Origin of the sequence: Calothrix sp. PCC 6303 (genome assembly GCF_000317435.1) — a bacterium.
Classification (GTDB): Bacteria; Cyanobacteriota; Cyanobacteriia; order Cyanobacteriales; family Nostocaceae; genus PCC-6303.
Window position 1 is genome coordinate 55,014 of record NC_019727.1, and the last position, 25,744, is coordinate 80,757.

A 25,744-nucleotide genomic window follows, 5' to 3' on the forward strand; every position below is an offset into this window, starting at 1 on the left:
TCAAGTTTAGAACTAAATTTATCTAGGACTTACGCAGAAGTTACGGAATAATCGAACCGCGTAAATCCTGTTATCTACTATTAATTACCGATTGCGGAAACGCTGATGTCTAAAAAATAGTTGGCTATCACCGTAAAATGATGATACAAATTCTGATGTTGTTTCAATAAACCCAATTAGTTGAGCTTGTTGTCTTAACTCTGTTGGGTTCATTTGTTTCATCGCTTCAGAATCAACACCATAAATGGAAAATAAAAATGTTCCCGCTGGTATTGTCGCAAGGTCATTTCTAAAGTCGTGCGGTGTTTCGGGAAATTGAATCTTTGGATTGGGAACGAGAAAAATCTGTGTAGGATAATAAGGTTTACTCTCTTTTTCCCCTTGTTGATTAATTTCTGCTAAGTCTTCTAAATACAGCTTCGTTGGATATTTTGTAACTCGACTAAAAATTAAGTTAATCAAAATTGGTCCAACTTCTTTAACAACTGGAACAATATTTGAAAGTTCGTTCGCAAATAAATTATAATTTTTACCTTGTCCTGTTAAAGAGACTAAAGCTGAGAAGTTACCTGAAGGATGACCATCGACTAATAATTTGAGTGCAAGACCAGGAGCAAATCCTCTATCTGCTGGGTCTCCTGTTACGGATAATCGTAAAAGTCCGTATGACGCACCTTTAAATAAACCTGTGAATGTATTTTCTGTCGGGACTAATTTAATTTTAGCTACACTCCCGTGGGCGTGTATTGTTTTTTTCCAATTTGCCTCTACTTCGTCGGATTGACGACCCATCTTTGATTTTAATGCGGTTGAAAATAAACCCAAAATATCTATTTTCTTTAAGGGAGGAAGTTCGTCATATTTAGATTTGATAATTTTTTCATTCCACAAAAATTCTTGCTTTCTATGAGCTTTCCAGGATTGATAATCTTCAGGTAAAGAACCATTATCTTGAGCGTTATGCCAATATTTACGAATCGAATTTAAGTCTTTCATTGTTTGATTGAATTTGATGTTTTTATAACAATAGTTGACTTTTGTGAGGAAGTAGGAGAGTGAAATCTAAGTACAGGACAAAAATTTTATAACATAAATAAAATTACCCATTTTAGAGTCACAGATTGAGAACAATAGAACGAAGAAAATCTAAGCCATAACGAAAAATACTTTTACTACGACGACCGTGCTTTTAAGCATAAGAGGCTTATTTTGATGTAACCATTCCCCAATTAAAACAGCCCAACATAAGGCTAAAGTTAAAATAGCAATCAGTTTACTCAAACGCTCAGAATCTTGAAGATGGTTAGATTCGAGGCAAAAACCCCTTGTCTTGAAAATACCGAATAATGTCTCAATACCCCAACGATGAGCATAATCTGTGATCGCTTTATTTGGAGCAGTTTGAGTGGCGACAACAAGTAAAGAACCATCCTTCAAGACGTAAAGCTGCAACGTATAGCCAAAGTCCCCATAATCGTCTCTGACGACGTAAAACTTTAGTTTGTCCTGGTTGCAAGTCTTGAAATACAGTTTTGAGTACTGGGGTTTGCAAGCAGATAACAAAGCCAATCTTGACCGACAAATTCCCTATCTGCGCTCAAATGATCGATTTTCTGTTCGGGAAAATATTCTAAAAACCTAGGACTTACGCATTGACAGAAAAATCAAAATAGGGGTATAGGTTTCCACGCTTTGAGCTTGATTTTTCTGTTCCGCACCATGCGATAAGCGGAGCTTAATGCCGAAGGCATATCGCAACCAAGAAAGGGTAATTTACAAAAGCCTGAAACAACGTATTTACGTTGATACACAACATAGCCTTTTGTACAGTGCGTAAGTCCTAAAACCGTTGAAATAGCTGCATTCTCTCACATGTGTTAGAATTACCTCGCTTATCCAACAAACACCATACAACTGGAAATGCAATCCCTTGATGCACTATTCCCAACATTAGGATATTAAATGTTGTTTTACCCTTGCGGGTTCGCCACTTCCTTCAACGGGGGGAACCCCCGCAACGGAGTGGCTCACCAAACTTCCACTCGGTACGGTCAATCGAGAGTATCCACGGTTGAGGAATATTCATCAAATTGACTACTGTGTGAGTGATCGCAGAATAATCTATCTCGAAATTTCTAAAAAACCTTTGTAACCGCTTGTAATGCGAATCCTGGAGTGCTTTTCCTGTAAATGCTGCTGCCAAATCGCTCAAATTTACTGTTCTAACCCGTAATAGCGCGATTAGAAACCCTGCTAGAAAGCTTAATCTTGCTCCATGCCATCCCAAGTGTGGTCGTAATTTTTCCCGTATTAGATTAACCTGATTCATAAGGGTTTCATGCTATTTTTATTTCTTATTTTTTATGAAACCCTTTTCCTCTAACACTTTGCAAGCTTTTGTCCCGTACAGAGGAGTAAAATATTAAATATTAAAATATTCCCCTACTTCTTCGTGTCCTAAGCTAACTATTTCCAAGGCTTAAAACCATTAGTCACATTAACTAAAACGGGTGCTAATTCAGGATGGTGACGTTTCAAAACAGTTACTAAGTTGTTTCTATCAATCCAATCTAAACCAAACTGAGTGTAAACCTCCGCCGTATAATCCTTAGTAAAGAAGCGGTCGCTCTTTAGTCTTCGAGAAGCCATAAGGATAAACACGCGGAAAGCAGTATCGCTAAATCCAAACTTCTCAGGGATATCCTCAGCATATAGACCAACCATTAGATCTACACTGTCTATATTGTTGTTATAAACTTCGCGTAATTCCTTAGCCCATTGCTTATTACTGGTAATCTCCTCAAAACTCTTAACTTTACCCCGACCTATTAACTCCCGGAAACGATTATAACGGGGAACACCTCGTTCGCGATCGCGTAGGATATCAACAGCAGCCAAATCAAAAGCACCATTTGGATCGCCCGTGAGTTCCCCGGTCAGTTGGCGTAAAAACTTGGGATAGTTATGTAACCGAACAGCCCCAGGGTGGGAAATTCCAAAAGAGTAAAACAAATCGGACATTTGAACTTCTTCCATGAAAGCGCGAGTTTTACTACCAGCGACTTCAGGAAAAGATTTTTTATGGAGTAATTTACGGGTTTTAAGCGAATAGAAATCGAAATCATCCGGAATTAAAGCGTGCATCCGATATACAGACACAAATTCTTCTGTCAAATAATAAGGAGCAGCATGGTGGTCTGTTGGCGAACCGATGATTCCACTCAGCAACTCGCTATCACCAATATGTCCTACAGTGTCTTTAACTTGTTGCCCTAATATTCCCCACCAGTTAGCATTTAAAGCAATATCAGTCACAGGATGGGGAAGAATAGCAGGAGTCCATTCAACTGTATGAATTTTAGCCATCAAAGCAGCATTAATTAACCGCGCATGGTCAAAAAGTTCATCATCCTTCCACTCAGGATATAATTTGCTCAAATGGTCACAGATAGTATTGTGTTCTTTAACAAATAGGGTATGCAGCATACTTAACCCTACCCACCAAGCACCAGGAAAGCCTACTTTGTCAATTCCTAATTTTGGGTCCAGTGGTAAAAAACCGTCTTCCTCTAACCGCATCTTCCCATTGACACGGGAGCGAACTTCTTCAATAGTTTTCTTATCGTTACCGTAAACCTGTGAACCATCCCACCAATGAGTACAGTGGTTAATAAAAGTAGCAGGATTTTTAGTATCTCCAGAACGAGTAGGGTCTTCTAAAGTTCTACTCACTTCCATTGGACGGTGTTCTTGCGGCCAAGAATCATCCGCATCAATAGGAATCTGGAATTTGTTATCTGGCTGGTTATTACCGTGGCTAAACCAGTCATGCGTTTGAAATTGAATCCACGCAGCCGCAAGCAAATTGAGAATAGTCGCAGGCTGAAATTCCTCTCTGGCCAACAGCATCCGACTAACAGTCCGAGGATTAGGCGTTAGCAAATTTGCTTCATCAACTTTGACATCTTCCAAAGGTATGTTGCGTCCAAAGCGAGTTCCCACCATCCCCATTTCTGGATGCTTGAGGTCATTATAGCTACCATCAGGAGTGCGAGCCTTCAAATAATTATGATAAGGACACTTCATCGTTTCAGGTAGCTTAGTAGTATCCGCCAATTGCGACGTATCCTGAAGGTTATTCTTACGCAATCGACCGCGAAATTGAACTACTTTTAATAATCCAAGGGGAGTAGGTAACTTATGCCAAGGAATTCCAAACATTGAAATATCTCCTTTATTGTGCTTAAATCTTGAACAGAAGTTGAAGGAAAGTTTTTAGTGAAGAATCAGAGAAATAATCTTTAATTTTCCAGATGTAAAAAGAGTTTTTTAGTTTGTTTGCTAACGCTCTTTTCTTTTCCATATACATATATTATCTTGAGCAAATAGGCTTGATAATTAATTATTTTTCGATAAAATTATAATGAAATATTCAGTATTTTTAGATTCTTCTCAAAATGTAACTCAAATATTTAATATTTTCTAAGCGTCCCCTCATTTTGAGAGTTGATGATTTCCATAAATCTTTAAATAAAAAATACTAGATTAGTAAATAACATAATCTAGTATCGCATTGAGATAATATATTAGTGGCTCTTCCATAGGTGTTATGCTGAAATTGAAACAATAATTCGGGATTTACCTTGAATAGGAAAGCTTTTGGGTAGTTTTAACCTTAATTTTATTCCAAAAGCTCAAAATCCAAGTTTAAAAGCTATCTTTCTTGCCCCGTAAGGAATATGAGCTATTTTATAAGCATTTTTAGCATAACAAGTAATGAAGAACCATATTAGTTGATTAATTAGCAGTTAATAAGTGCATAGGCAAAATTAATTATATATTGTCATTGCTAGGAACGAAGCAATGCCAATATTCTCAGGTTTTCGGAATGTCTAATTAATTTTGCACAACTACTTAGGTAATATTTTGATGCCGTTATAACAATGCATGAGAACGCTGTGTCTCTCTCCAAGCACGGGGAGTATTTTTATAGTAATCACGAAACTGACAGTAGAAATGATTGATATTTTGATAGCCTATTTTTAAAGCAATCTCTTCAACGGAATCATTAGTTTCTAAAAGTAAGGAGCTTGCAGATGCTAGTCGGCGCTCAATAATCCAATTATTGACAGTTTTCCCGGTAAGTCTTCGCACTAAGTCGGTTAAATAAGCTGAGGAATAACCAACTGCTTGAGCTACTTCTTTTAGTCTAATACTTTGATGATAATTCAATTCAATGAACTCAAAGACCTTATGCAGTTTTAGAATGGATGGAAATACAAAGTCTTGACTATTTGATGTTTTACTCTCAGTGATAATAGGGAATTTCTCATGGATGAGATGAACCTTCACAAAATCTTTCTCCGCTATCATTATCTCAAAACCTGCTTTTTTTAAGCATTTAATTAATAGATTTTGGGTTTCACTACTAGCATCATTTATTAAAATATTGAGCATTCTATATCCTAATATTTAATAAGTTTATATCCTGATTAGATTTCATTACTTGCAAACCCGTATATTTAGAGTGCATTCTCGAAAATACTTAAGGAGCAGTAAGGTGCTGGGAAAAAACAAAACTATATTATACTAAGAATGGCTAGAAATTAAACTTCTGAAATCGCAATTAGTGTTGATTATTAAGGCTTTAGCTAATCGCGAACATCTAACCGCTCGCAGTATAAAAAAGTTTGTTCTTCCGATATTTTTATGGTGAAAAAACAAATTTAACTAGTTAGAAGCATTAAAAAGACAGTATTTTCAACCATTAATTCTTATTAAGTTAGTGTAAATCCAGTTGTACAAGGGCATTAAAATAATGTGTTTAAAAGCTCTCTGAACAAAAGATATAGCCGTTGATCACATTGTATTTAATGTTTATTAACCATAAAAGGAACTGAAGAAACAAAAAGTTTAACTAGTGTAAAATACTCTTCTCTCTGCCTTATCCCAACTACAAATATTTACATTCTTATACTTGTATTTACTTATATTTACTTCCCTTTGCTTTGAACCTGATATATTCATTAAATCCCACCGCATACTGACTTATCGCCTGAGAATTACTGACTTGTGACTGACTTTTATTGTGTTACTGGTACAATCCATATAGTTGTCATAAAATTCTTTATGCCCAGATCACTTAGAGTTAAGCAGAATTATCTTGACAAAGCCAAACTTGCACTTATACGTAACGGCTTTCCCAGCCAACGCTCTTTAGCTGAAGATGCAGGATTCGCTCTAGCTACAGTCAGCAACTTCCTGACTGGTAAGCCTGTTGACTATGTGACTTTTGAAGAACTTTGTCAGAAATTGACACTTGACTGGAGAGAAATTGCAAATCTGGATTTTGAGGTTTCATCCCAGACTATAGATAAAAATCCTAAAATTTCTGAGTTGAGTGATGCAAACCAGGATACCTCGCCCCGCTATCCCAATGGCTCAGTTCCTCTGGCTTCCCCTTTTTACCTAGAACGCGCTCCTCTTGAAGAGCAAGTTTATCAAGAAATAAGAAAACCAGGAGCCTTAGTACGGATTAAAGCACCCAGAGAGATGGGCAAAACTTCTCTGTTAATGAGAATTCTTGACTCTGCTAAACGCCAGGGCTACCGCACTGTCAGCTTGAACCTGGAGCAAGTTGATCAGGTTATTTTGAGTGATTTGAATCAATTTTTGCGTTGGCTGTGTGCCAACATTGCACGTCAGCTCCAGCTAGAAGCGAAGCTAGATGAATATTGGGATGAGGATCTGGGGAGCAAAATTAGCTGTACTTCCTACTTTGAAGAGTATCTACTAAAATCAATTGAGACTCCCCTCGTTTTGGCGTTAGATGAGGTAAATCAAATTTTTGAGCATCCTCAAGTGGCAAAAGATTTTTTACCCTTGTTGCGATCATGGTACGAAGAAGCCAAAACATTGCCGATTTGGCAAAAGCTCCGCTTGATTGTGGTTCACTCGACGGAGATTTACGTTCCCCTTCAACTTAACCAATCCCCTTTTAATGTAGGGCTGCCGATTCAGCTAAATGCTTTTAGTAAGGAGGAGGTGCAGCAGTTAGCTCAACGCTACAAACTTGACTGGTCAGATGGTGATGAAGCTAGGCAACTGATGGATATGATTGGGGGACATCCCTCACTAGTACACACTGCTATCTATCATCTTAGTCAAAGGGAGATAACTCTGGAGCATCTGCTGGAAACTGCCCCAACTGCCACCGGAATTTATTCTCATCACCTGCAACACCATTTGGTAATACTGCAAGAACGGCCGGAATTAGCCAAATCCCTTAATTGTGTCATGTGTACCACTGAGCCAGTAGAATTAGAGGCTATCGTGGCTTACAAGTTAAGCAGTATGGGGCTGATTAAACAGTTAGGAAATAAAGTAATACCAAGCTGTAAGTTGTATCGGCAGTTTTACGTGACAACCTTAATGGATACTATTGGCGAATGTAATACATTTTTGTCTAATTAAGTATTATGTACACTCAAACCTTCAATCTGTGCTTGCGTCTTTGAATTGTCATACTTTTGTCTATGTCCAGAAAATATTGTTCAAGAGCTTCAACCAACACGTTTTCCTTAATTTAACCGGAGCGAGAGTGTGATTTTACCCCTCGCATGACCAAATTGTGAACCATATCGTGACCAACAATTCACGTCAAATCAAGGTTTTGAGCCAATATTTGATATGTAATTATGAATCAAATTATGACCGCGTGTTTCAAATGAGAACCATATCGTGACCAAAAGTTTTATTTTTGGACTTGGTAAAAAATGCAGAGCAAGACACACTAACTTCGTCGAAAATTTGAAATTTTCGGTCAAAATATGATTCAAAACGCCCACAATATGGTTCAAAAACATGTTTGGTCAAAAATTGAGTGACTAAGCGAACCGACAGGTCGGCGCTTCGCTATCGCTCGATATCTTGGTTTTTATTGCTCTCGCTCATGAACACGTACAACTGAACTATAAAGCCCGTATTGCTTGCTGTAATTAAGCTTTAAAGTTTTTCAACTCCATTTATAATTTTGAAGCATATCCTGTCCTAAGTGAAGAAGAAGTATATCGTGACCATTTGGACAAAATATGGTTCAAGTCACAGAGAGGCTTTGGAAGTTATTGAAAACAACACTCAAAAAAAACTATTTTCTTTTCTACAAAATTTACGCATAGCCATAGCCTAATGTATGTATTACATACAACAATTTTTCGATCAATTTACATAATGAGTAGATAATATCTATTTTCTGCTATAAGTTTATTTACAAGCTTTTAAGCAGCTTTATATTAAATTGGTATAAGCCTTCTTTTGTTACTACGAGGAGAGAAAAATATAGCCCAAACTTTGAATGCTAAATAAAATAAAGAATTGAGCGATGGCTGCGCCAACGCCAAGGGCGAACGCATATTTCTTTTGTCATCTAAATCCCTTTGTTGAAAATAAACGTAAAAATAGGTGTTGAGGATTATTCTCTGCTGAAGGTAACAAAAAAGCAATAAGTATGATTAGCGATCGCTATTTGAAAAAACTTTTTAATTTACTGTTACTAGCGATGTCAAATATAGGAATCCGGTTTGATTCTTGAAATTGTTTGCGTACACAGACAAGAGGTAAAAAGCACAACCCAAAATGATTACAAAAAATTAAGGTGTACTGAGTTTTTTCAAAAATTAAATATGAGTCCCAATAAATGAATAAAAACTATGCTAGATAAACCACAGTTCAACCCCTATTATTCTGTTGCAACTATAGAACCCGAACAAGTATTTTTGTTATCAGAGAGGGAGACAATTTGGCTAAGTGATCAGCTTTCTTGTAGTTTAGCTGCTTTAATCGATAGCAATCTAAGTATTGATGAAATTATTGATACCATTCAACAGTCGCTACTGCAAGATCCAAAATCTTTTGAGGAAGCTGCTACCTTTTTTCAAGAAGTTCTCAATGTCAGTATTAAAGCCCAATATGCTTTGTACCAAATGGAACAAAAGGGTTATCTTGTCAAACCAGATCACTCTTTGCCATCGCATTTAAAGATTTTTTGTTATCATCTCAATATCACTCCCACCATAGCCCATCAACGATTGCGCTCAACTAGAGTAGCAGTAAAAGCATTAGGTTCGGTTGCTGCATCTGACTTGATTGCTGTGCTTGAGTCTCTCCAAATTCAAGTAGCAGACAAAGGTGATTTGACAGTAGTTTTAACCGATGATTATCTCAATCCTGAGCTAGATAAGTTCAATCAAGAAGCTTTAAAATCGCAATCTCCCTGGATATTAGTTAAACCATTGGGAACAATAGTCTGGCTCGGCCCTTTATTAGATCCTAAAAAAACTGGGTGTTGGGAATGTTTAGCCAAGCGTTTACGAGATAATAGACCAATTGAAGGATTTATTCAGAGAAACAAGCCCATTTATCCATCTTTAGCTCCTCCTTTAGGATTTTTGGCATCTACTGTACAAACTGCATTAGGAATGGCAGCCACAGAGGTGTTTAAATGGATTGTGCAAGGGGAAAATAAACAATTAGAAAGCAATCTAATCACTTACGATACGATCGCACTGCAAACTCAAAATCATGGCTGGGTGAAGCGTCCTCAATGTTCTAGTTGTGGAGAGATGGTAAATGGGTTAACCAAAAACCCTCTACCTCTTATTTTAGAACACCGCCAGAAAACCTTTATTGTCGATGGAGGACACCGTGTTTGTTCGCCACAAGAAACTCTCAGGAAATATCAACATCATATTAGCCCCATTACTGGGGTTGTGCGAGAACTGAATAAAATTCCTGGGAATGGATTAACTCATAACTACATTGCTAAACATCATTTTCACAGTATTTTTGACGATTTCAACGGCTTGCGCCAAAATTTAGGGGGAAGAAGCGCAGGGAAAGGTAGGACTGATTCCCAAGCTAGAGCTAGCGGTTTCTGTGAAGCGATCGAGCGATATTCTGGGGTGTTTCAAGGGGATGAAATTAGAGAAAAAGGCAGTTACCAACAAATAGGGCATAAAGCGATTCACCCCAATGCTTGCATGAACTTTAGTCAACAACAATATCAAAATAGAGAGCAGTGGAACAGTTCATATCAAGGCTGGTTTCAAAAGGTTCCAGAACCATTTGATGAGGAAAGAGAAATTGACTGGACTCCTGTTTGGTCTTTAACCAACGCGGAATTTAAGTATCTGCCAACGGCTTACTGTTATTATGGCTATCAACCGGATTATAAACCCGACTGTTGGGCTGATTCCAATGGGTGTGCCGCAGGTAATACTCTTGAAGAAGCTATTCTGCAAGGGTTTATGGAGTTAGTAGAGCGTGATGCTGTCGCCTTATGGTGGTATAACTCCCTGCAAAAGCCGCAAGTGCATTTAGATAGTTTCGACGAGCCTTATTTTCAAAGCCTGAAGCAATATTATCAAACTATTAATCGGGAACTTTGGGTTTTAGATATTACCAGCGATCTCAATATTCCAGTTTTTGCTGCTGTTAGTCGCAGAAGCGATCGCGAAGTAGAAGATATTGTTTTGGGTTATGGCGCTCATTTTGATGCCAAGATTGCTATTAGTCGGGCCTTAACGGAAGTTAACCAAATTTTGCCCAACGTTTTATTAACACAAGCCGATGGCAATACCCAATATCCTCCATCAGCCGATCCCTTGGCTATAGACTGGTGGACAACTGCGACTTTGAAAAATCAATCTTATCTAGTTCCCGATGAGCGAGTTGCTGCTAAAATCGCTGTGAATTATCCTCAAATCGCCAGTGATAATCTTTTAGAAGATATTCAGTTGTGTCAACAAATTGTTGAGAAAAACGGTATGGAAATGCTGCTTTTAGATCAAACTCGTCCTGATATTGGACTAAGAGTAGCTAAGGTAATTGTTCCGGGGATGAGGCACTGGTGGAGTCGGTTAGGTGCAGGGAGATTATATAATATTCCGGTCAAAATGGGTTGGTTGAAAGAAACCTTAACAGAAGATGAACTTAATCCTTTCCCGATGTGGATGTAAAAATTAAAACCCACATTCCGCACTTCAATTTGAAGTACAAAAAGATTACAAGTAAGGAAAAAGTAAAAAGTCAGGATGATGAAGAAATAGAATGCTGAATGAATATACTTTTAAAAATAAATAATCAAAGACAAAAAGATTGACCCATAAAATAGATTACGTAAGCACTAAAAATTTGAGGAGCAATTACTGCTCCTTGAAATTTCAATAAATTTTTATTTCCTGTCCAAATCTTGTTTAAGTTAAGAAAGTAAATAATATTTTTGACAAGATGAGGGCAGACAACTCAAAATAAAATGACGTTCTGATGTTAAATTAACAATTTGATTAAGACCATCTAACATTAAAAAATGAATTCCTTGAAAACATTGAAATACCCATCTTAATGTCGGAGATAAAGTTAGTTTTCCTAATTGATTCTTGATTCCGATTTTGATTCTTTTTAAGCTATTTCTCAGTTCCCTTTGACCAAGGTTATAGACTAGCAAACATAAAGACATTAAAAATAGCATAGTTTCGATTCTTTCAGGGTTTTCAAGAAAAAAACTATCTGCAAAAAACAAGGGGTCTTTTAGAAATCTAAATCCTCGTTCACAAGACTGTTGATTTTTATAAGTCGTAATAATTTCTTCTGGTTTTAATTTATCGTCGTCATTAACTAGGTTAGTTGCTAAAATAAACCTTCCAGCTTCCTTTCTTTGTATTTCTATTTCTTCGGGTTTTTCATAACTTACTCCTTCCATTTTATAAATAGTTTTATTATTTTTTGATTTACTTTCAATAAAATTAGCTTCTTTAATTTCATGGAATTTTAGCTTTTTATTGATACCTTTTAGTTTATATCGTGCTTGCTCTGGAGTTTCAAAATCTTCTCTTTTTAACTCTTTAAGCAACTTTTCAACTTTATCTTTTTCTTTTATTAGCTTTTTATCTAGCTTTTCTAAATCGCTATCTTTTCTTTTTTGACTTTCTACTATTAGCCAAATTTGTTTAATACCACCATAATTAACTATTTCTTCTTTCCACTTGTATCCGTCTAAATCTTGATATGTCTTTTTCTTCTTTTCTTCCGTTTCTATCTCCTTTTCTTCTGTTTCTATCTCCTCTATCTCTTCCATCTCCTCTGTATTTACAGACTGAACTAATTCTTGTGCTTTCTTAATCGTCATCGGCACTCGACTTATCCATTTTAAATTCTCAATTAATTTGAGATTCTCTTGGCTATATAATGCGCTGTCACAGACCATAATACTGTCAAAAACTATTTGTTTTTTAAATTCTATTAAGATTTTTCCAAATACTGCTTTATCTGCTTCGTTCCCATCTCCTGCTCTCATTAATAATGGTATATCTCCATCACTACTCGTGATTAAATCTAAAACACATTGCTTTAAATCTGGTCTATGGTCACGAGAATATCCTTTGGTTATGAATATTGGTCTTTCTTTAGTGATTTCTTCTTCTTTTTCTTGATTCATTTCTCTTTTATACTTCCCGTGTAAATGAAATGAAGTTGCATCTAAATGTGAGTATTTTGTATCTATTTTAAATTTCTTAATTACTGATAGGACAATTTCTATAAATAAATTATTCAATCCATATTTATATAAATCATCCATGACTCTTCCAATTTTATCGTCGTTGAGATAATTACTTTCTACACCTTCTCCCAATAATAATTCAATTGCTTTATCATCAAAAAACTGCTTGAATAAATATAAAGGTCTTGATACAAATCCTAATCCATTGATTAAAACAGCTTTTACCAATACTCCTGCTGTAATCTTCTCACGGGAGTCTACTCCTAATTTGGAATTAATTGTTTCAACTATTCCTATTTCATCAATTAGCCCAGCTACTATTCCGAGATGATCTATATTTTTAATTTCTGCAATTGAAGTTGGTGACATTTTTACCTCTCAAATATTTTTGAGTTTTTTTAATTGTCTCACTTTTGCTATCTAAGTAATTTGGCACGATAAAACAATATATATTAACTTTTCTCAAAAGCTTGAAACCAGTATTAATCGCCTACGCAATTTTCTGTATACTTAATAACCTTTGGCTGATTCTTAATACTGTCTTACTTGAATTTTACGAGTATTTTTATTTACTCGTGCCAGAGAGTTCTAATGTAGCATAAAATGCTACATTCTGAAGTGCGGAATGTGGGTTAAAACTAAACTTATCCCATCTCAGAAATTCATACGTCTGGCAGAAACGAGATAGTGATTAAAAACACTTGAGGTTGTACTCGATACAGGGGAAGCCCAACGAGCGTAGTTTGCTTCTGCCTCTCCTAGAACTACAATCTTTGGTTGCCTTGGCTGCCATCCATATTGCAAAATGAATTGCTCAGGATTGGAGACACCAAAAAGCCAAGGACATCCCAGTTTTCTGAGCTTAGAGAGAAATGGTTGTGCATAGGGAGAGTTTAAAAGCTCTGCTTCAACGAAGTCCATCCCAAGCCAGCTACCTGGACAGGCAAGACTTTGTAGTGTCTCAAGCACAGTCGCCACAGTAGCAGGTTTTAGGTAAAACATCAGTCCCTCGAACAGAAATGCTGCGGGTTTATGTCGGTCAAAGCCATTTTTGGTAAGAGCATTTGCCCAATCCTGTTCCAAGTCTGTTACTACGACCTTTCGTACACACTTTGCTCTAGCATTTAAATTTAGAAGGATAGGCTCTTTGTATTGAAATATTTCTTGACGATCTACTTCAAATAGCTGAACATCATCCATCCAGGGCAAGCGGAAAGCACGGGCATCCATTCCGGCTGCTACTATAACAACCTGTTTGAGAGATAATTCATGGACAGCCATCAGTAAAGCATCATCAAAAAAACGAGTCCGAATAGAAATACCAGGATGTGGATCATTAGCTGACAACCCAGGAGAAAATGCCCTCAAATCTGAGAACAGTGCAAACCCCCTGTCACCGGCAAAAGACCGAGCGTATGTATCTACAAATAGCCGTTGTCGATACTCAGTTTCATAGGCTCGTGCTGCTGCAACATATAGAGATGTAAGTCCCACAGAACTCAACATAAATAATTGACAAAATTAGTTCATCATGGTAATTTTATGTCAATAACAGGCAATTTGCTATTTATTGCTCATTATTTTAACTATTAGTTAGAGATAATGTTTTACTCTCTCTAACTAACAGTTAAAAGCCTAATTTTTTCATAATTGCCTAGTCATTTATTAACCCTTCCCTAAGAAATCGCAAGTTTTCCTTACATCCATAAGGGAATATTGCCTTAAACAGTTTTTGAAAAACATTTCTGTTTCTTTATATTGATTTTGAATGCGATCGCTTTCCTTTAACGCACTTGCACGCTAGGTTATCGAATTTGAGAATGCACCCAATTAAAGAGCATCACTGGTTATGATTTCTCTGTGAGATGAGTGATTTGAGGGTTTTTCATCACTTCAACATTTAGTAAATTTATGAAAATAGGAAATTGAAATGAAATCCCAAAATTGGAGAGAATCTGAAGATTTTTTCAAGCGTTTTTTATTACAGGGTAAGATAATTTCTCAACTCATTGTATTTTGGTGGCGATATGATCGTAACCCAAAAACAACAGAAAATGATAGAAAGAAAATGGAGATAGCAAAGCTTTTAAGCGAATGTTTCTTTCCAAACTATATAAGTCGTCCCGGTGTTCCTGGTGGTCCTACACCAGATGAGAATCCCCCGTCTGAATCTTTAATTAACCTATTTGAAACCGAAAGTAAGCTTCCCGCGTCTCAATCTTTAACTGACCAATCTTTACCTCGCCTATCTTTAATTGACCTATTTAAAGCTGATCCCAGATTACATATTAATGAAGAAAAACCGGAAATATCTGTTGAGGCGCTAATAACAATCTTTGGTCGAGATCGTATTTGTAACGAAAAAACATACCTTTCTCCTATATTCAATTCTACTGAACTGGGCTTAGAAGACGGAAATAATCTTGCACGTTACGAATTTAAAATTGATACTAGCGGTACAAAATTTGGTAAACTTACTGACCCTGAAATAGTTATAGAAAAGGAAAATTCACTGTTGAAATATATATATATAATTCCAATTCCTATACGCCCTCCTGGAGTAGATAATGATATCTATGAAAGATGGATTTCAAATGAAAATGATCTATATCCTCCTAACCAACTTATACCCTTTACCACTTAAGAAAGGCATTAGAAACTTATAGCCCTAAGCTAGGAAAATTATGATTTAGCGTTATCATAAGTTTTCTTAAGCAACTTAGATACACCTAAATCTTTTCTAGCAAAAGAAACAGCTTTAAAAACATACCTCACCAGGTTGGAAATTGCTAGAAGTTAAATATTGATTGACCCACAGCTAGGAACTGCTTGTGGGTTTTTGTATAGATATTGCCACTGAGAAAGGTAGAGATAGATGATATCAATAGGTAAAAATTATGATTATTAAAGATCCCCAAAAAATGTTACCAAGTCAAATTAAATTTGAGGGGGAAATGGGGGACATGATACTGGAAATTCCTCCCCATAATATCCCCTTACATCCAAAAAGTATAGAAAAACTTTGTACCGCCATCAAATCTGGGGAGCAAGCGGTAGCTTTCAGACCTTTCATCCCAATTGCATCTGACTTAGGTTTATGTCCACCCTATCCTACGTTAGCCTACTTGTATCCTCAAAAGTTAAATCATAACGAAGATATTGAGAAGCAATTATTACAGAAATCTGGCAAGATAGCGCAGAATACCCTTGATGCTTTAAATCAATTTACCCTAATTTCCCAAATTGATATTGAAGAGCAGCTACATTACTTTGGTGATTTCTATGGAATAGCGGCAAAGCCATCCTATATCAGAGTTGTCGTAAGCAATACCTGTAATCTCAAATGCGTCATGTGTCCTTATCACAGCACTTCGCTGAAATTAACTCACACAACAGACTTCTTTAAAAGCAACAAAACAATGTCTTGGGAAATGATGGAGCGTCTCGCCAAAGATTGTGGAGAAGCAAAAATCATGATTATTCTTGGGAATGTCGAAGAACCAATGCTACACCCCAACCTTGTCAAATTTGTCGAACTTTGTCGGCAGCAAGGGGTTCCTGGAGTTCATTTGACGACCAATGGTCAACTCCTAGATGAAAATCGAGCTAGGTTGTTATTGAAAGCAGGCTTAACCAGTATTGATATTAGCATTGATGCCGCAGATCCAGATACCTATCTCAAAATTCGGGGTGCTGACCTCAACCGAGTTGAAACAAATGTCTTCAATTTTTTGAAGCTGCGGGATGAGTTAGATATTCCCTGTTATGTAAGAACATCTTTTGTGAGAAATCAGAATGTTACATTAGATGAAGAAGAAAGATTCCGAGAACGTTGGCTTGCAAAAGCTGATGGCGTATTTATCAATAACGTAGCCCAATATCAAGAAAATAATACACGCCTCGGTAAAACTAACCAGACTGTACAAGCTTCACTAAAACACTATCTTAAAAAATCTCAGGGACGTTGGCCATGCCTGTTTCCCTTTACTGAAATGGCTGTTTTACCTGATGGCAGAATTTATTACTGTGTTGAAACCTTATTTAGATTGGGCTTTGATCAGAATCTTGAAAGTTTAGGAGATTATAATCAACAAACATTACAAGAGATTTGGCATGGGGAGTTATTCAAGCAGCTTAGACGAGATTTGCTCCTTAACCAGTTAGAACATAGATCAGCCTGTAAAAGTTGCGAACTATGGATGGCACAGGTTTTATCTAGAGAGTCTAAAAATGGGTTTGAGGTTATGACAAGCACCGTAACCGAGATTTATCACTCTGGTTTTAGGCAACAGAAAATGGAAAAGGGGGAACAGAAATCTTCAAATTAAGTGCAATATCTAAGATCAAGCTGTAACTTCATGACTCCGAGAAACGCCATACCATACAATCAGAAAGAAAGAGATTGGTGAGTTAGGAGTCTTAGTATGAGAGCGATAGCAGAATATCACATTAGTCAGAAGATATATGAAAGTGATAATTCGCTAGTCTATCGGGCTAATCTCAAGCGAGATAATCAACCAATTATTCTTAAAATTCTGAAAGAGAACTACCCAACTCCTTCAGAATTGACTCGATATAAACAGGAATATGAAATCATACGACATCTGAACGTAGATAGCATTATCAAAGCCTACGACTTACAGCGATATGAAAATAGCCTAGTTATGTTCTTAGAGGATTTTGGCGGGAAATCCCTAAAACTGTTAATGTCGGAACGCAGGTTTAGTATAGAAGAAATTTTCATCATTGCCATTAAGACCTCTGAAAGTTTAGCTGCTATTCATGCAGCCAATATTATCCATAAAGACATTAATCCATCCAATATTGTCTATAATCCAGAAACTAAACAACTGAAGATTATTGATTTCGGCATTTCTACCCGTTTATTCCAAGAAAACCAAACCCTTTGTAACTTAAATCAACTAGAAGGTACTTTAGCCTACATTGCACCAGAACAAACTGGCAGAATGAATCGAGGAATAGATTACCGCAGTGACTTTTATTCCCTTGGTGCAACCTTCTATGAACTCCTAACACATCAACTCCCCTTTGCAACCACTGACCCAATAGAACTGGTTCATTGCCATCTTGCACAACAAGCAGACCCGCCTCATACACTCATTCCTACTATTCCCTTAACGGTATCCAAGATCATCATGAAGTTGTTAGCTAAAACTCCAGAGGAACGATACCAAAGTGCTTGGGGGCTAAAAGCTGATTTGGAAACTTGTTTTAAACAGTGGCAAATTCAGGGACAAATTCTACCTTTTCCACTAGGAGAACAAGATATTTCCGATAAGTTTCACATTCCCAAAAAACTCTACGGACGGGAACAAGAAGTTTCTCAAGTACTCGACACCTTTGAGCGAGTTAGCCAAGGTACCACTGAGATGATATTGGTTGCTGGCTATTCAGGGATTGGGAAATCTGCCTTAGTTCAGGAAATTCACAAACCAATTGTAAGGCAACGAGGTTATTTTATAACTGGAAAATTTGAGCAATTCAAGCGCGATATTCCCTATGCTGCTATTAGCACAGCTTTCCAGGACTTAATCCGTCAACTTCTGAGTGAGTCTGACGCAGACATCGAAAATTGGAAAGCAAAAATTTTAGAAGTCTTGGAACCTAATGGGCAGGTCATAATTGACGTAATCCCTGAACTAGAAAAAATTATTGGTAAACAGCCGTCTGTTGAAAAACTTGGAGCTAATGAAGCTCAAAATCGATTTAACTTATCTTTTCAAAGATTTATTAGCGTTTTCAGTCAGCAAGAACATCCTTTAGTCATTTTTCTTGATGATTTACAGTGGGCAGATTTGCCTTCACTGAAGTTAATTGAACAGTTAATTACCGATTTTGATAGCAAATATTTATTAATTATAGGAGCTTATAGAAATAATGAAGTCAACCCGACTCATGCTTTAATTCTGACGTTAGAATCAATTAAAAAAGCAGGTGTTAGGGTCAATGAAGTCAGCCTAAAGCCCTTAAAATTAGAGCAAATAAATCTATTACTTGCTGATACACTACTTTGTTCTACAGAAATGTCAACACCGTTAGCAGAATTACTAGCCAATAGAACTCAGGGCAATCCCTTTTTCTTAACTCAACTGCTAAAATCTCTGTACGATGAAAACCTTATATCGTTTGATTATACTGGACGCTCATGGTGTTGGAATATTGATCAGATTCTAAAGACAGGCATTACTGATAATGTCATAGACTTGATGGTTAGTAAAATTAATAAACTTAGTGAGAACACTCGGAATGCCTTAAAGTTGGCAGCATGTATTGGTAATAGATTTAACATAGAACTCCTCTCCAGCATTATAAACAAATCTAAAACCTCTATAGCTCAAGATATTCAACCAGCTCTTCAGGAAGGGTTAATTATCCCACTGAGTTATGATTACAAAATTCCCTTGCTTTGGGAACAAGAAGAAATTTCAAGTGATTCTTCGGCCGTCTCTTCTAATTTTATTCCTAGTTTTCCTTCAGTTATTCCCTACAAATTCTTACATGACCGAATTCAGCAAGCGGCTTATAGCCTAATTGCAGAAGAAGAAAAGAAGCTCATTCATCTGCAAGTTGGAAGACTTCTGCTGAAGAATATGAGAAAAGATAACAATGAGGAAAATATTTTTGATATTGTCAATCAACTTAATGAAGCAGCATCTCTAATCACTGACCAATTAGAAAAAGATGAGCTAGCTCAATTAAATCTTTACGTAGGTAAAAAAGCCAAGGCATCAGCTGCTTACGAACCAGCATTAAAATATTTAGAGACTGGATTAAAACTTTTAACAAAAAATAGTTGGGAAAGCCAGTATGAATTGACTATAGAGCTTTATTTGGAAACACTTGAAGTGCTTTACTTAAATACAAAATTTGAGGAAGTAGAAGAGCTTTCCATATTTATTCTGCAACACACGCAGGAAATTCTGGATAAAGTAAAAGTGTATCAAGTAAATATACTAGTATACAATTCTAAATCCCAGGAGCAGAAAGCAATAGATACTGCTCTTAAAGCTTTAGCAGAACTAGGTATAGAAATATCTCAAGACCCTAGCAAAATAAAAGAGAAAATTAAGCAAGAACAAATATTTCTAGATAGATTATTGAAAGAAGTACCAGTTCAAAGTTTAGCGAATCTCTCTCCAATGACTGATCCATATAAATTAAGGGCTGTACCATTATTGCAACAAATTATAGCCTCTACAATAATCACTAATTTTCTCTTGCATATTGAAGTTGTCTTAATTCAACTTAACCTTTGTCTAAAATATGGTAATCCTCCTCAAGCACCCTGTCCTTATATATTTTATGGAACGTTTCTCTGTAAGGGAATAGAAAATATTGGTTTAATGAGAGATATTCATTTAGGTAATGAATTTGGAGAATTGTCTATTAATTTACTATCTGAATCTCAACTTCCTGAAATAGAGACTTTAGTTATTCATATTTACTATGCGTTTATATATCAATGGAAGAACTACCTCAGAAATAATATTGCATTAGAACGGTTAATCAAGGCTTTTCAAAGGGGATTAGAGACTGGGGATTATCAATATGCTTGTTTTGCATCTGCAAGTTTTTGTCTTATTAAATTCTTTGGAGGGTATCACTTAGAAGAAGTTTCTCAAGAGCTTACAAAATATACTAAGCTAATGAAGAAATTAAAACAGGAATATAGTTACTCTTCTGTAATTATATATGAAAAAACCACTATTAATTTAATTGAAGGGTATGAAAACAACTTTTGCTTGGTAATTGGTTGTAATCAAGAAGAAGAAGAGGAATGTATAAAAACGGCTAATACTTGGCTTTTGTGTTGGTTGTGTATCGCCAAAATAATTACACATTATATTTTTAAAGAATACGAATCGGCTATTGGTAATGTATTGAAAATTGAAAACTATGTTGAATATCTTAGTTCACACTTAAATTTATCACAATATAATTTTTTCTCTTCTCTATCACTGCTTGCCAATTATGATATTCTAGATGTATACTCACAAAATAAGTTTTTGAAGCTAGTAGAAAAAAACCAGGAAGATATGAAAAACTGGTCTAGCTACTGCCCAGAAAATTTTCAGCACAAATATGACTTAGTAGAAGCAGAAAAAGCTAGAGTATTCGGACAAAATTGGCAAGCAGAAGAATTGTATGAAAAAGCAATTCAAGGTGCTAAAAAACATGAATTTATCCACGAAGAAGCTATAGCTTACGAACGCGCAGCAGAATTTTATCTCTCTCTGGGTAGAGAAGAAATAGGACGACTATATCTGAGAAATGCCCATCATTGTTATTCTCGTTGGGGTGCAAAAGCCAAAGTTAAAGCCCTAGAATCGGAGTATCCACAGTTTCTAATGGATATAAACAAAGGAAAAGCAGACCAAAGCATTAAGACAACTGAATCTAGTGGTGGTACAAATCCACAAGCACTCGATCTGATAACAGTTACCAAAGCCTCTCAAGTATTAGCTAGCGAAATTAAACTGGATCAACTGCTGGCTAAGTTGATGAAAACTGTAATTGAAAATGGAGGCGCTCAAAAAGGCTTTCTGCTCCTAGAAAAAGATAATAAATGGGCGATCGAAGCTGAAGGGACATTAGATTCTGATAATGTTAATACACTACAATCAATTTCAGTAGACTTCGTAGATGAGTCCACTAACTTTCCCCTCTTGTCATCTGCCATTATCAACTATGTTGCTCGCACGCAGGAAAGCGTAATTTTAAATGATGCTGCCCATGAGGGACAATTTGTTCGTGATCCATATATTGTTGCCACTCAACCTAAATCCCTTCTTTGCACACCCTTACTCAATCAAGGCAAGCTTAACGGCATCTTATATCTGGAAAACAATTTGACTACTGGTGCTTTTACACCTGATCGCCTAGAAGTTCTAAAACTCCTGTCTTCTCAAGCCGCAATTTCTCTTCAAAATGCTCAACTTTATGTTGCACTATATGAGAACGAGAAAAGATTAGCTCAATTTTTAGAAGCTATGCCCATAGGTGTCTTTGCACTTAATGCTAAGGGCGAACCCTACTATGCAAATCAGGCTGCCCAGCTAATCCTTGGCAAGGGAATTGTAACTGGAGCCACAGATGATCGATTGACCGAAACTTATCAGGCTTATTTAGCAGGGACAGACCAATTATACCCAACTCAACAACAACCCATTGTACGAGCTTTAAATGGCGAAAGTACGACTACGGATGATATAGAAATTCACCAAGTTGATAAAACAATTCCTTTAGAAGTATCAGCTACCCCTGTTTACGATGAGAAGGGACAAATTATCTATGCGATCGCTGCCTTTCAAGATATCACCGAACGCAAACAAGCCGAAGCGGATCGGGTTCAGTATACCCAAGAGCTAGCTCTCAAAAATCTTGCTCTAGAACGAGCCAAAGATGAAATAGAAGGATATAGCCGGACTCTAGAACAAAAAGTCTCAGAACGCACACAAGAACTGTCACAAACACTAGATATTCTCAAAGCCACCCAAGCAGAACTGCTATTTGAAAACGAGTTACTTAGAAGTACCGAACAAGCCAGCACCTTTGACTATCAAGTGGGAGGAAGCTTGCAGATGGATGCTTCCACTTATGTAGTGCGTTCCGCAGATCGTTACCTCTACAAAGCTTTGAAGCGCGGAGAGTTTTGCTACGTTTTCAATCCCCGGCAGATGGGAAAGTCCAGTCTCATGGTACGCATGATTCACTACCTCCAGCACGAAGGGGTTTGTTGTGCGCCGATTGATATGACCCGCATTGGCAGCGAAAATGTTACCCCGGATCAATGGTATAAGGGATTAGCCTCTGAATTAGGGCGACGTTTAGGTTTACGAAGCAAAGTTAACCTAAAAGCTTGGTGGAAAGAGCGAGATGATATTTCTCCAGTTCAGAGGTTGAGTGAATTTATTGAAGAAGTCCTGCTAGTAGAAGTCGGGATAGAAAATGACATTCCCTCCAAACAACTGGTCATTTTTATCGATGAAATTGATAGTGTCCTAAGTTTGAATTTCGCAGTTAATGACTTTTTTGCCTTGATTCGCTACTGCTACAACCAGCGCAGTCTCAATCCACAGTACCAGCGTTTGACTTTTGCTTTTTTTGGTGTCGCTACCCCCTCAGATTTAATTAGTAATATCCAAACAACCCCCTTTAACATTGGTCAGTTTATTCAACTGGAGGGCTTTAAAGAGCATGAAGCCCAACCGTTGCTGCAAGGATTGGCAGAAAAAGTGAGCAATCCGCAAACCGTGCTTAAAGAAATCTTAGCCTGGACGAACGGGCAGCCTTTTCTTACCCAAAAACTCTGTAAGCTCATCCGTAATACTTCATCTCCTATTCCCAATGGCGGTGAAGTCTCCTGGATTGAAAATTTAGTGCGGACGAATATAATAGACAATTGGGAATCCCAGGATGAGCCAGAACATTTGAGGACCATCCGCGATCGTCTTCTCAAAAGTAACAAGTCTGTTCAACTAATAGAAATTTTTCGACAAGTTTTGCACCAAGGAGAAGTTATCGCCGTTGACAGCCCAGAAGAAAAGCAATTGCTCTTGTCAGGTTTAGTAGTCAAACAGCAGGGAATTTTGAGAGTCCAGAACCGTATTTATAAATTGATTTTTAACCGCAGTTGGGTTGATTTGCACATTTAGGGGTAAAGACAAGATACGCGCAAAATTTATCACAGTGTAAAGTTGTGTACAGTAGCTATGTATTTATGTCTTTCAAACATTCTAAAGATATCCTGCTATTACTGTTTCTTTCATTTATTGCCGGCGGTGCGCCGCCAGTGCCCCTGCTTCTAAGTAAAAGTTCCACAACCCAGCCGCTGTGAGCATGTATTGAAGGTTTGCTCGTTGTATGTCAATCCACAAGAATATCAGTCATCAAAGCTAACATATTAACTGCGAACACAATGTTTGACTCTAAACTACAACAGTAGCACCACAAGCTACTCCTATTAGCCATCGTATGTGCTTCTGCATCAAATTTTCTCACCTCATTGTCTCAATGATCTCAATTGCTATAAGTAAGTCGGCGGGGAAATTTACAACCCACATTCCGCACTTCAGAATGTAGCATTTTATGCTACATTAGAACTCTCTGGCACGAGTAAATAAAAATACTCGTAAAATTCAAGTAAGACAGTATTAAGAATCAGCCAAAGGTTATTAAGTATACAGAAAATTGCGTAGGCGATTAATACTGGTTTCAAGCTTTTGAGAAAAGTTAATATATATTGTTTTATCGTGCCAAATTACTTAGATAGCAAAAGTGAGACAATTAAAAAAACTCAAAAATATTTGAGAGGTAAAAATGTCACCAACTTCAATTGCAGAAATTAAAAATATAGATCATCTCGGAATAGTAGCTGGGCTAATTGATGAAATAGGAATAGTTGAAACAATTAATTCCAAATTAGGAGTAGACTCCCGTGAGAAGATTACAGCAGGAGTATTGGTAAAAGCTGTTTTAATCAATGGATTAGGATTTGTATCAAGACCTTTATATTTATTCAAGCAGTTTTTTGATGATAAAGCAATTGAATTATTATTGGGAGAAGGTGTAGAAAGTAATTATCTCAACGACGATAAAATTGGAAGAGTCATGGATGATTTATATAAATATGGATTGAATAATTTATTTATAGAAATTGTCCTATCAGTAATTAAGAAATTTAAAATAGATACAAAATACTCACATTTAGATGCAACTTCATTTCATTTACACGGGAAGTATAAAAGAGAAATGAATCAAGAAAAAGAAGAAGAAATCACTAAAGAAAGACCAATATTCATAACCAAAGGATATTCTCGTGACCATAGACCAGATTTAAAGCAATGTGTTTTAGATTTAATCACGAGTAGTGATGGAGATATACCATTATTAATGAGAGCAGGAGATGGGAACGAAGCAGATAAAGCAGTATTTGGAAAAATCTTAATAGAATTTAAAAACAAATAGTTTTTGACAGTATTATGGTCTGTGACAGCGCATTATATAGCCAAGAGAATCTCAAATTAATTGAGAATTTAAAATGGATAAGTCGAGTGCCGATGACGATTAAGAAAGCACAAGAATTAGTTCAGTCTGTAAATACAGAGGAGATGGAAGAGATAGAGGAGATAGAAACAGAAGAAAAGGAGATAGAAACGGAAGAAAAGAAGAAAAAGACATATCAAGATTTAGACGGATACAAGTGGAAAGAAGAAATAGTTAATTATGGTGGTATTAAACAAATTTGGCTAATAGTAGAAAGTCAAAAAAGAAAAGATAGCGATTTAGAAAAGCTAGATAAAAAGCTAATAAAAGAAAAAGATAAAGTTGAAAAGTTGCTTAAAGAGTTAAAAAGAGAAGATTTTGAAACTCCAGAGCAAGCACGATATAAACTAAAAGGTATCAATAAAAAGCTAAAATTCCATGAAATTAAAGAAGCTAATTTTATTGAAAGTAAATCAAAAAATAATAAAACTATTTATAAAATGGAAGGAGTAAGTTATGAAAAACCCGAAGAAATAGAAATACAAAGAAAGGAAGCTGGAAGGTTTATTTTAGCAACTAACCTAGTTAATGACGACGATAAATTAAAACCAGAAGAAATTATTACGACTTATAAAAATCAACAGTCTTGTGAACGAGGATTTAGATTTCTAAAAGACCCCTTGTTTTTTGCAGATAGTTTTTTTCTTGAAAACCCTGAAAGAATCGAAACTATGCTATTTTTAATGTCTTTATGTTTGCTAGTCTATAACCTTGGTCAAAGGGAACTGAGAAATAGCTTAAAAAGAATCAAAATCGGAATCAAGAATCAATTAGGAAAACTAACTTTATCTCCGACATTAAGATGGGTATTTCAATGTTTTCAAGGAATTCATTTTTTAATGTTAGATGGTCTTAATCAAATTGTTAATTTAACATCAGAACGTCATTTTATTTTGAGTTGTCTGCCCTCATCTTGTCAAAAATATTATTTACTTTCTTAACTTAAACAAGATTTGGACAGGAAATAAAAATTTATTGAAATTTCAAGGAGCAGTAATTGCTCCTCAAATTTTTAGTGCTTACGTAATCTATTTTATGGGTCAATCTTTTTGTCTTTGATTATTTATTTTTAAAAGTATATTCATTCAGCATTCTATTTCTTCATCATCCTGACTTTTTACT

Annotated in this window: 12 protein-coding genes and 1 pseudogene; 6 read left to right on the plus strand and 7 right to left on the minus strand. The window is 36.3% G+C overall.

The annotated features are described in order from the left end of the window. Positions 1 to 84: 84 nt before the first annotated feature. The 5 genes from CAL6303_RS27745 to CAL6303_RS27765 all read right to left on the minus strand — a co-directional run bounded on the left by CAL6303_RS27745 (position 85) and on the right by CAL6303_RS27765 (position 5,457). Positions 85 to 996, minus strand: a complete 912-nt coding sequence (locus CAL6303_RS27745) for a hypothetical protein (protein WP_015173930.1) — start codon at positions 994 to 996, stop codon at positions 85 to 87. A gap of 150 nt (positions 997 to 1,146) precedes the next feature. Next, positions 1,147 to 1,569 (minus strand): transposase, encoded by a 423-nt coding sequence (locus CAL6303_RS27750; protein WP_051036842.1) that lies wholly within the window; start codon positions 1,567 to 1,569, stop codon positions 1,147 to 1,149. 427 nt (positions 1,570 to 1,996) lie between these two features. Next, positions 1,997 to 2,329 carry a hypothetical protein gene (locus CAL6303_RS27755; RefSeq protein WP_051036844.1) on the minus strand — a complete coding sequence of 111 codons (333 nt, stop codon included), beginning with the start codon at positions 2,327 to 2,329 and terminating at the stop codon, positions 1,997 to 1,999. A 137-nt stretch (positions 2,330 to 2,466) separates the two neighbouring features. Then, a complete protein-coding gene (locus CAL6303_RS27760) occupies positions 2,467 to 4,221 on the minus strand; it encodes a peroxidase family protein (protein ID WP_015173931.1) in 1,755 nt (584 codons plus the stop codon). 714 nt (positions 4,222 to 4,935) lie between these two features. Beyond that, positions 4,936 to 5,457 carry a helix-turn-helix transcriptional regulator gene (locus CAL6303_RS27765; RefSeq protein WP_015173932.1) on the minus strand — a complete coding sequence of 174 codons (522 nt, stop codon included), beginning with the start codon at positions 5,455 to 5,457 and terminating at the stop codon, positions 4,936 to 4,938. A 660-nt stretch (positions 5,458 to 6,117) separates the two neighbouring features. Here CAL6303_RS27765 and CAL6303_RS27770 point away from each other — a divergent pair. Both CAL6303_RS27770 and CAL6303_RS27775 read left to right on the plus strand, forming a co-directional pair. After that, positions 6,118 to 7,473, plus strand: a complete 1,356-nt coding sequence (locus CAL6303_RS27770; protein WP_415748913.1) for an AAA-like domain-containing protein — start codon at positions 6,118 to 6,120, stop codon at positions 7,471 to 7,473. 1,235 nt (positions 7,474 to 8,708) lie between these two features. Beyond that, positions 8,709 to 11,015 (plus strand): TOMM precursor leader peptide-binding protein, encoded by a 2,307-nt coding sequence (locus CAL6303_RS27775; RefSeq protein WP_015173934.1) that lies wholly within the window; start codon positions 8,709 to 8,711, stop codon positions 11,013 to 11,015. Between the two features lie 242 nt (positions 11,016 to 11,257). Here the strand turns inward: CAL6303_RS27775 and CAL6303_RS27780 are convergent, their stop codons facing one another. Next, complete coding sequence (locus CAL6303_RS27780; protein ID WP_015173935.1) at positions 11,258 to 12,925, minus strand: IS1634 family transposase; 1,668 nt, start codon at positions 12,923 to 12,925, stop codon at positions 11,258 to 11,260. 285 nt (positions 12,926 to 13,210) lie between these two features. Continuing rightward, entirely contained in the window at positions 13,211 to 14,062 is an 852-nt protein-coding gene (locus tag CAL6303_RS27785; protein ID WP_015173936.1) for an SAM-dependent methyltransferase, read from the minus strand. 424 nt (positions 14,063 to 14,486) lie between these two features. Between CAL6303_RS27785 and CAL6303_RS27790 the strand changes: the two genes are divergently transcribed. From CAL6303_RS27790 to CAL6303_RS28870, 4 genes and pseudogenes are all read left to right on the plus strand, one after another. Continuing rightward, positions 14,487 to 15,200, plus strand: a complete 714-nt coding sequence (locus tag CAL6303_RS27790; RefSeq protein WP_015173937.1) for a hypothetical protein — start codon at positions 14,487 to 14,489, stop codon at positions 15,198 to 15,200. Positions 15,201 to 15,453: 253 nt separating this feature from the next. Continuing rightward, on the plus strand, positions 15,454 to 16,884 hold the full coding sequence (locus CAL6303_RS27795) for a radical SAM/SPASM domain-containing protein (RefSeq protein WP_015173938.1): 1,431 nt from the start codon (positions 15,454 to 15,456) through the stop codon (positions 16,882 to 16,884). A gap of 96 nt (positions 16,885 to 16,980) precedes the next feature. Then, on the plus strand, positions 16,981 to 23,232 hold the full coding sequence (locus CAL6303_RS27800) for an AAA family ATPase (RefSeq protein ID WP_015173939.1): 6,252 nt from the start codon (positions 16,981 to 16,983) through the stop codon (positions 23,230 to 23,232). Positions 23,233 to 23,896: 664 nt separating this feature from the next. After that, positions 23,897 to 25,563, plus strand: a pseudogene (locus tag CAL6303_RS28870) (IS1634 family transposase). Positions 25,564 to 25,744 lie beyond the last annotated feature (181 nt).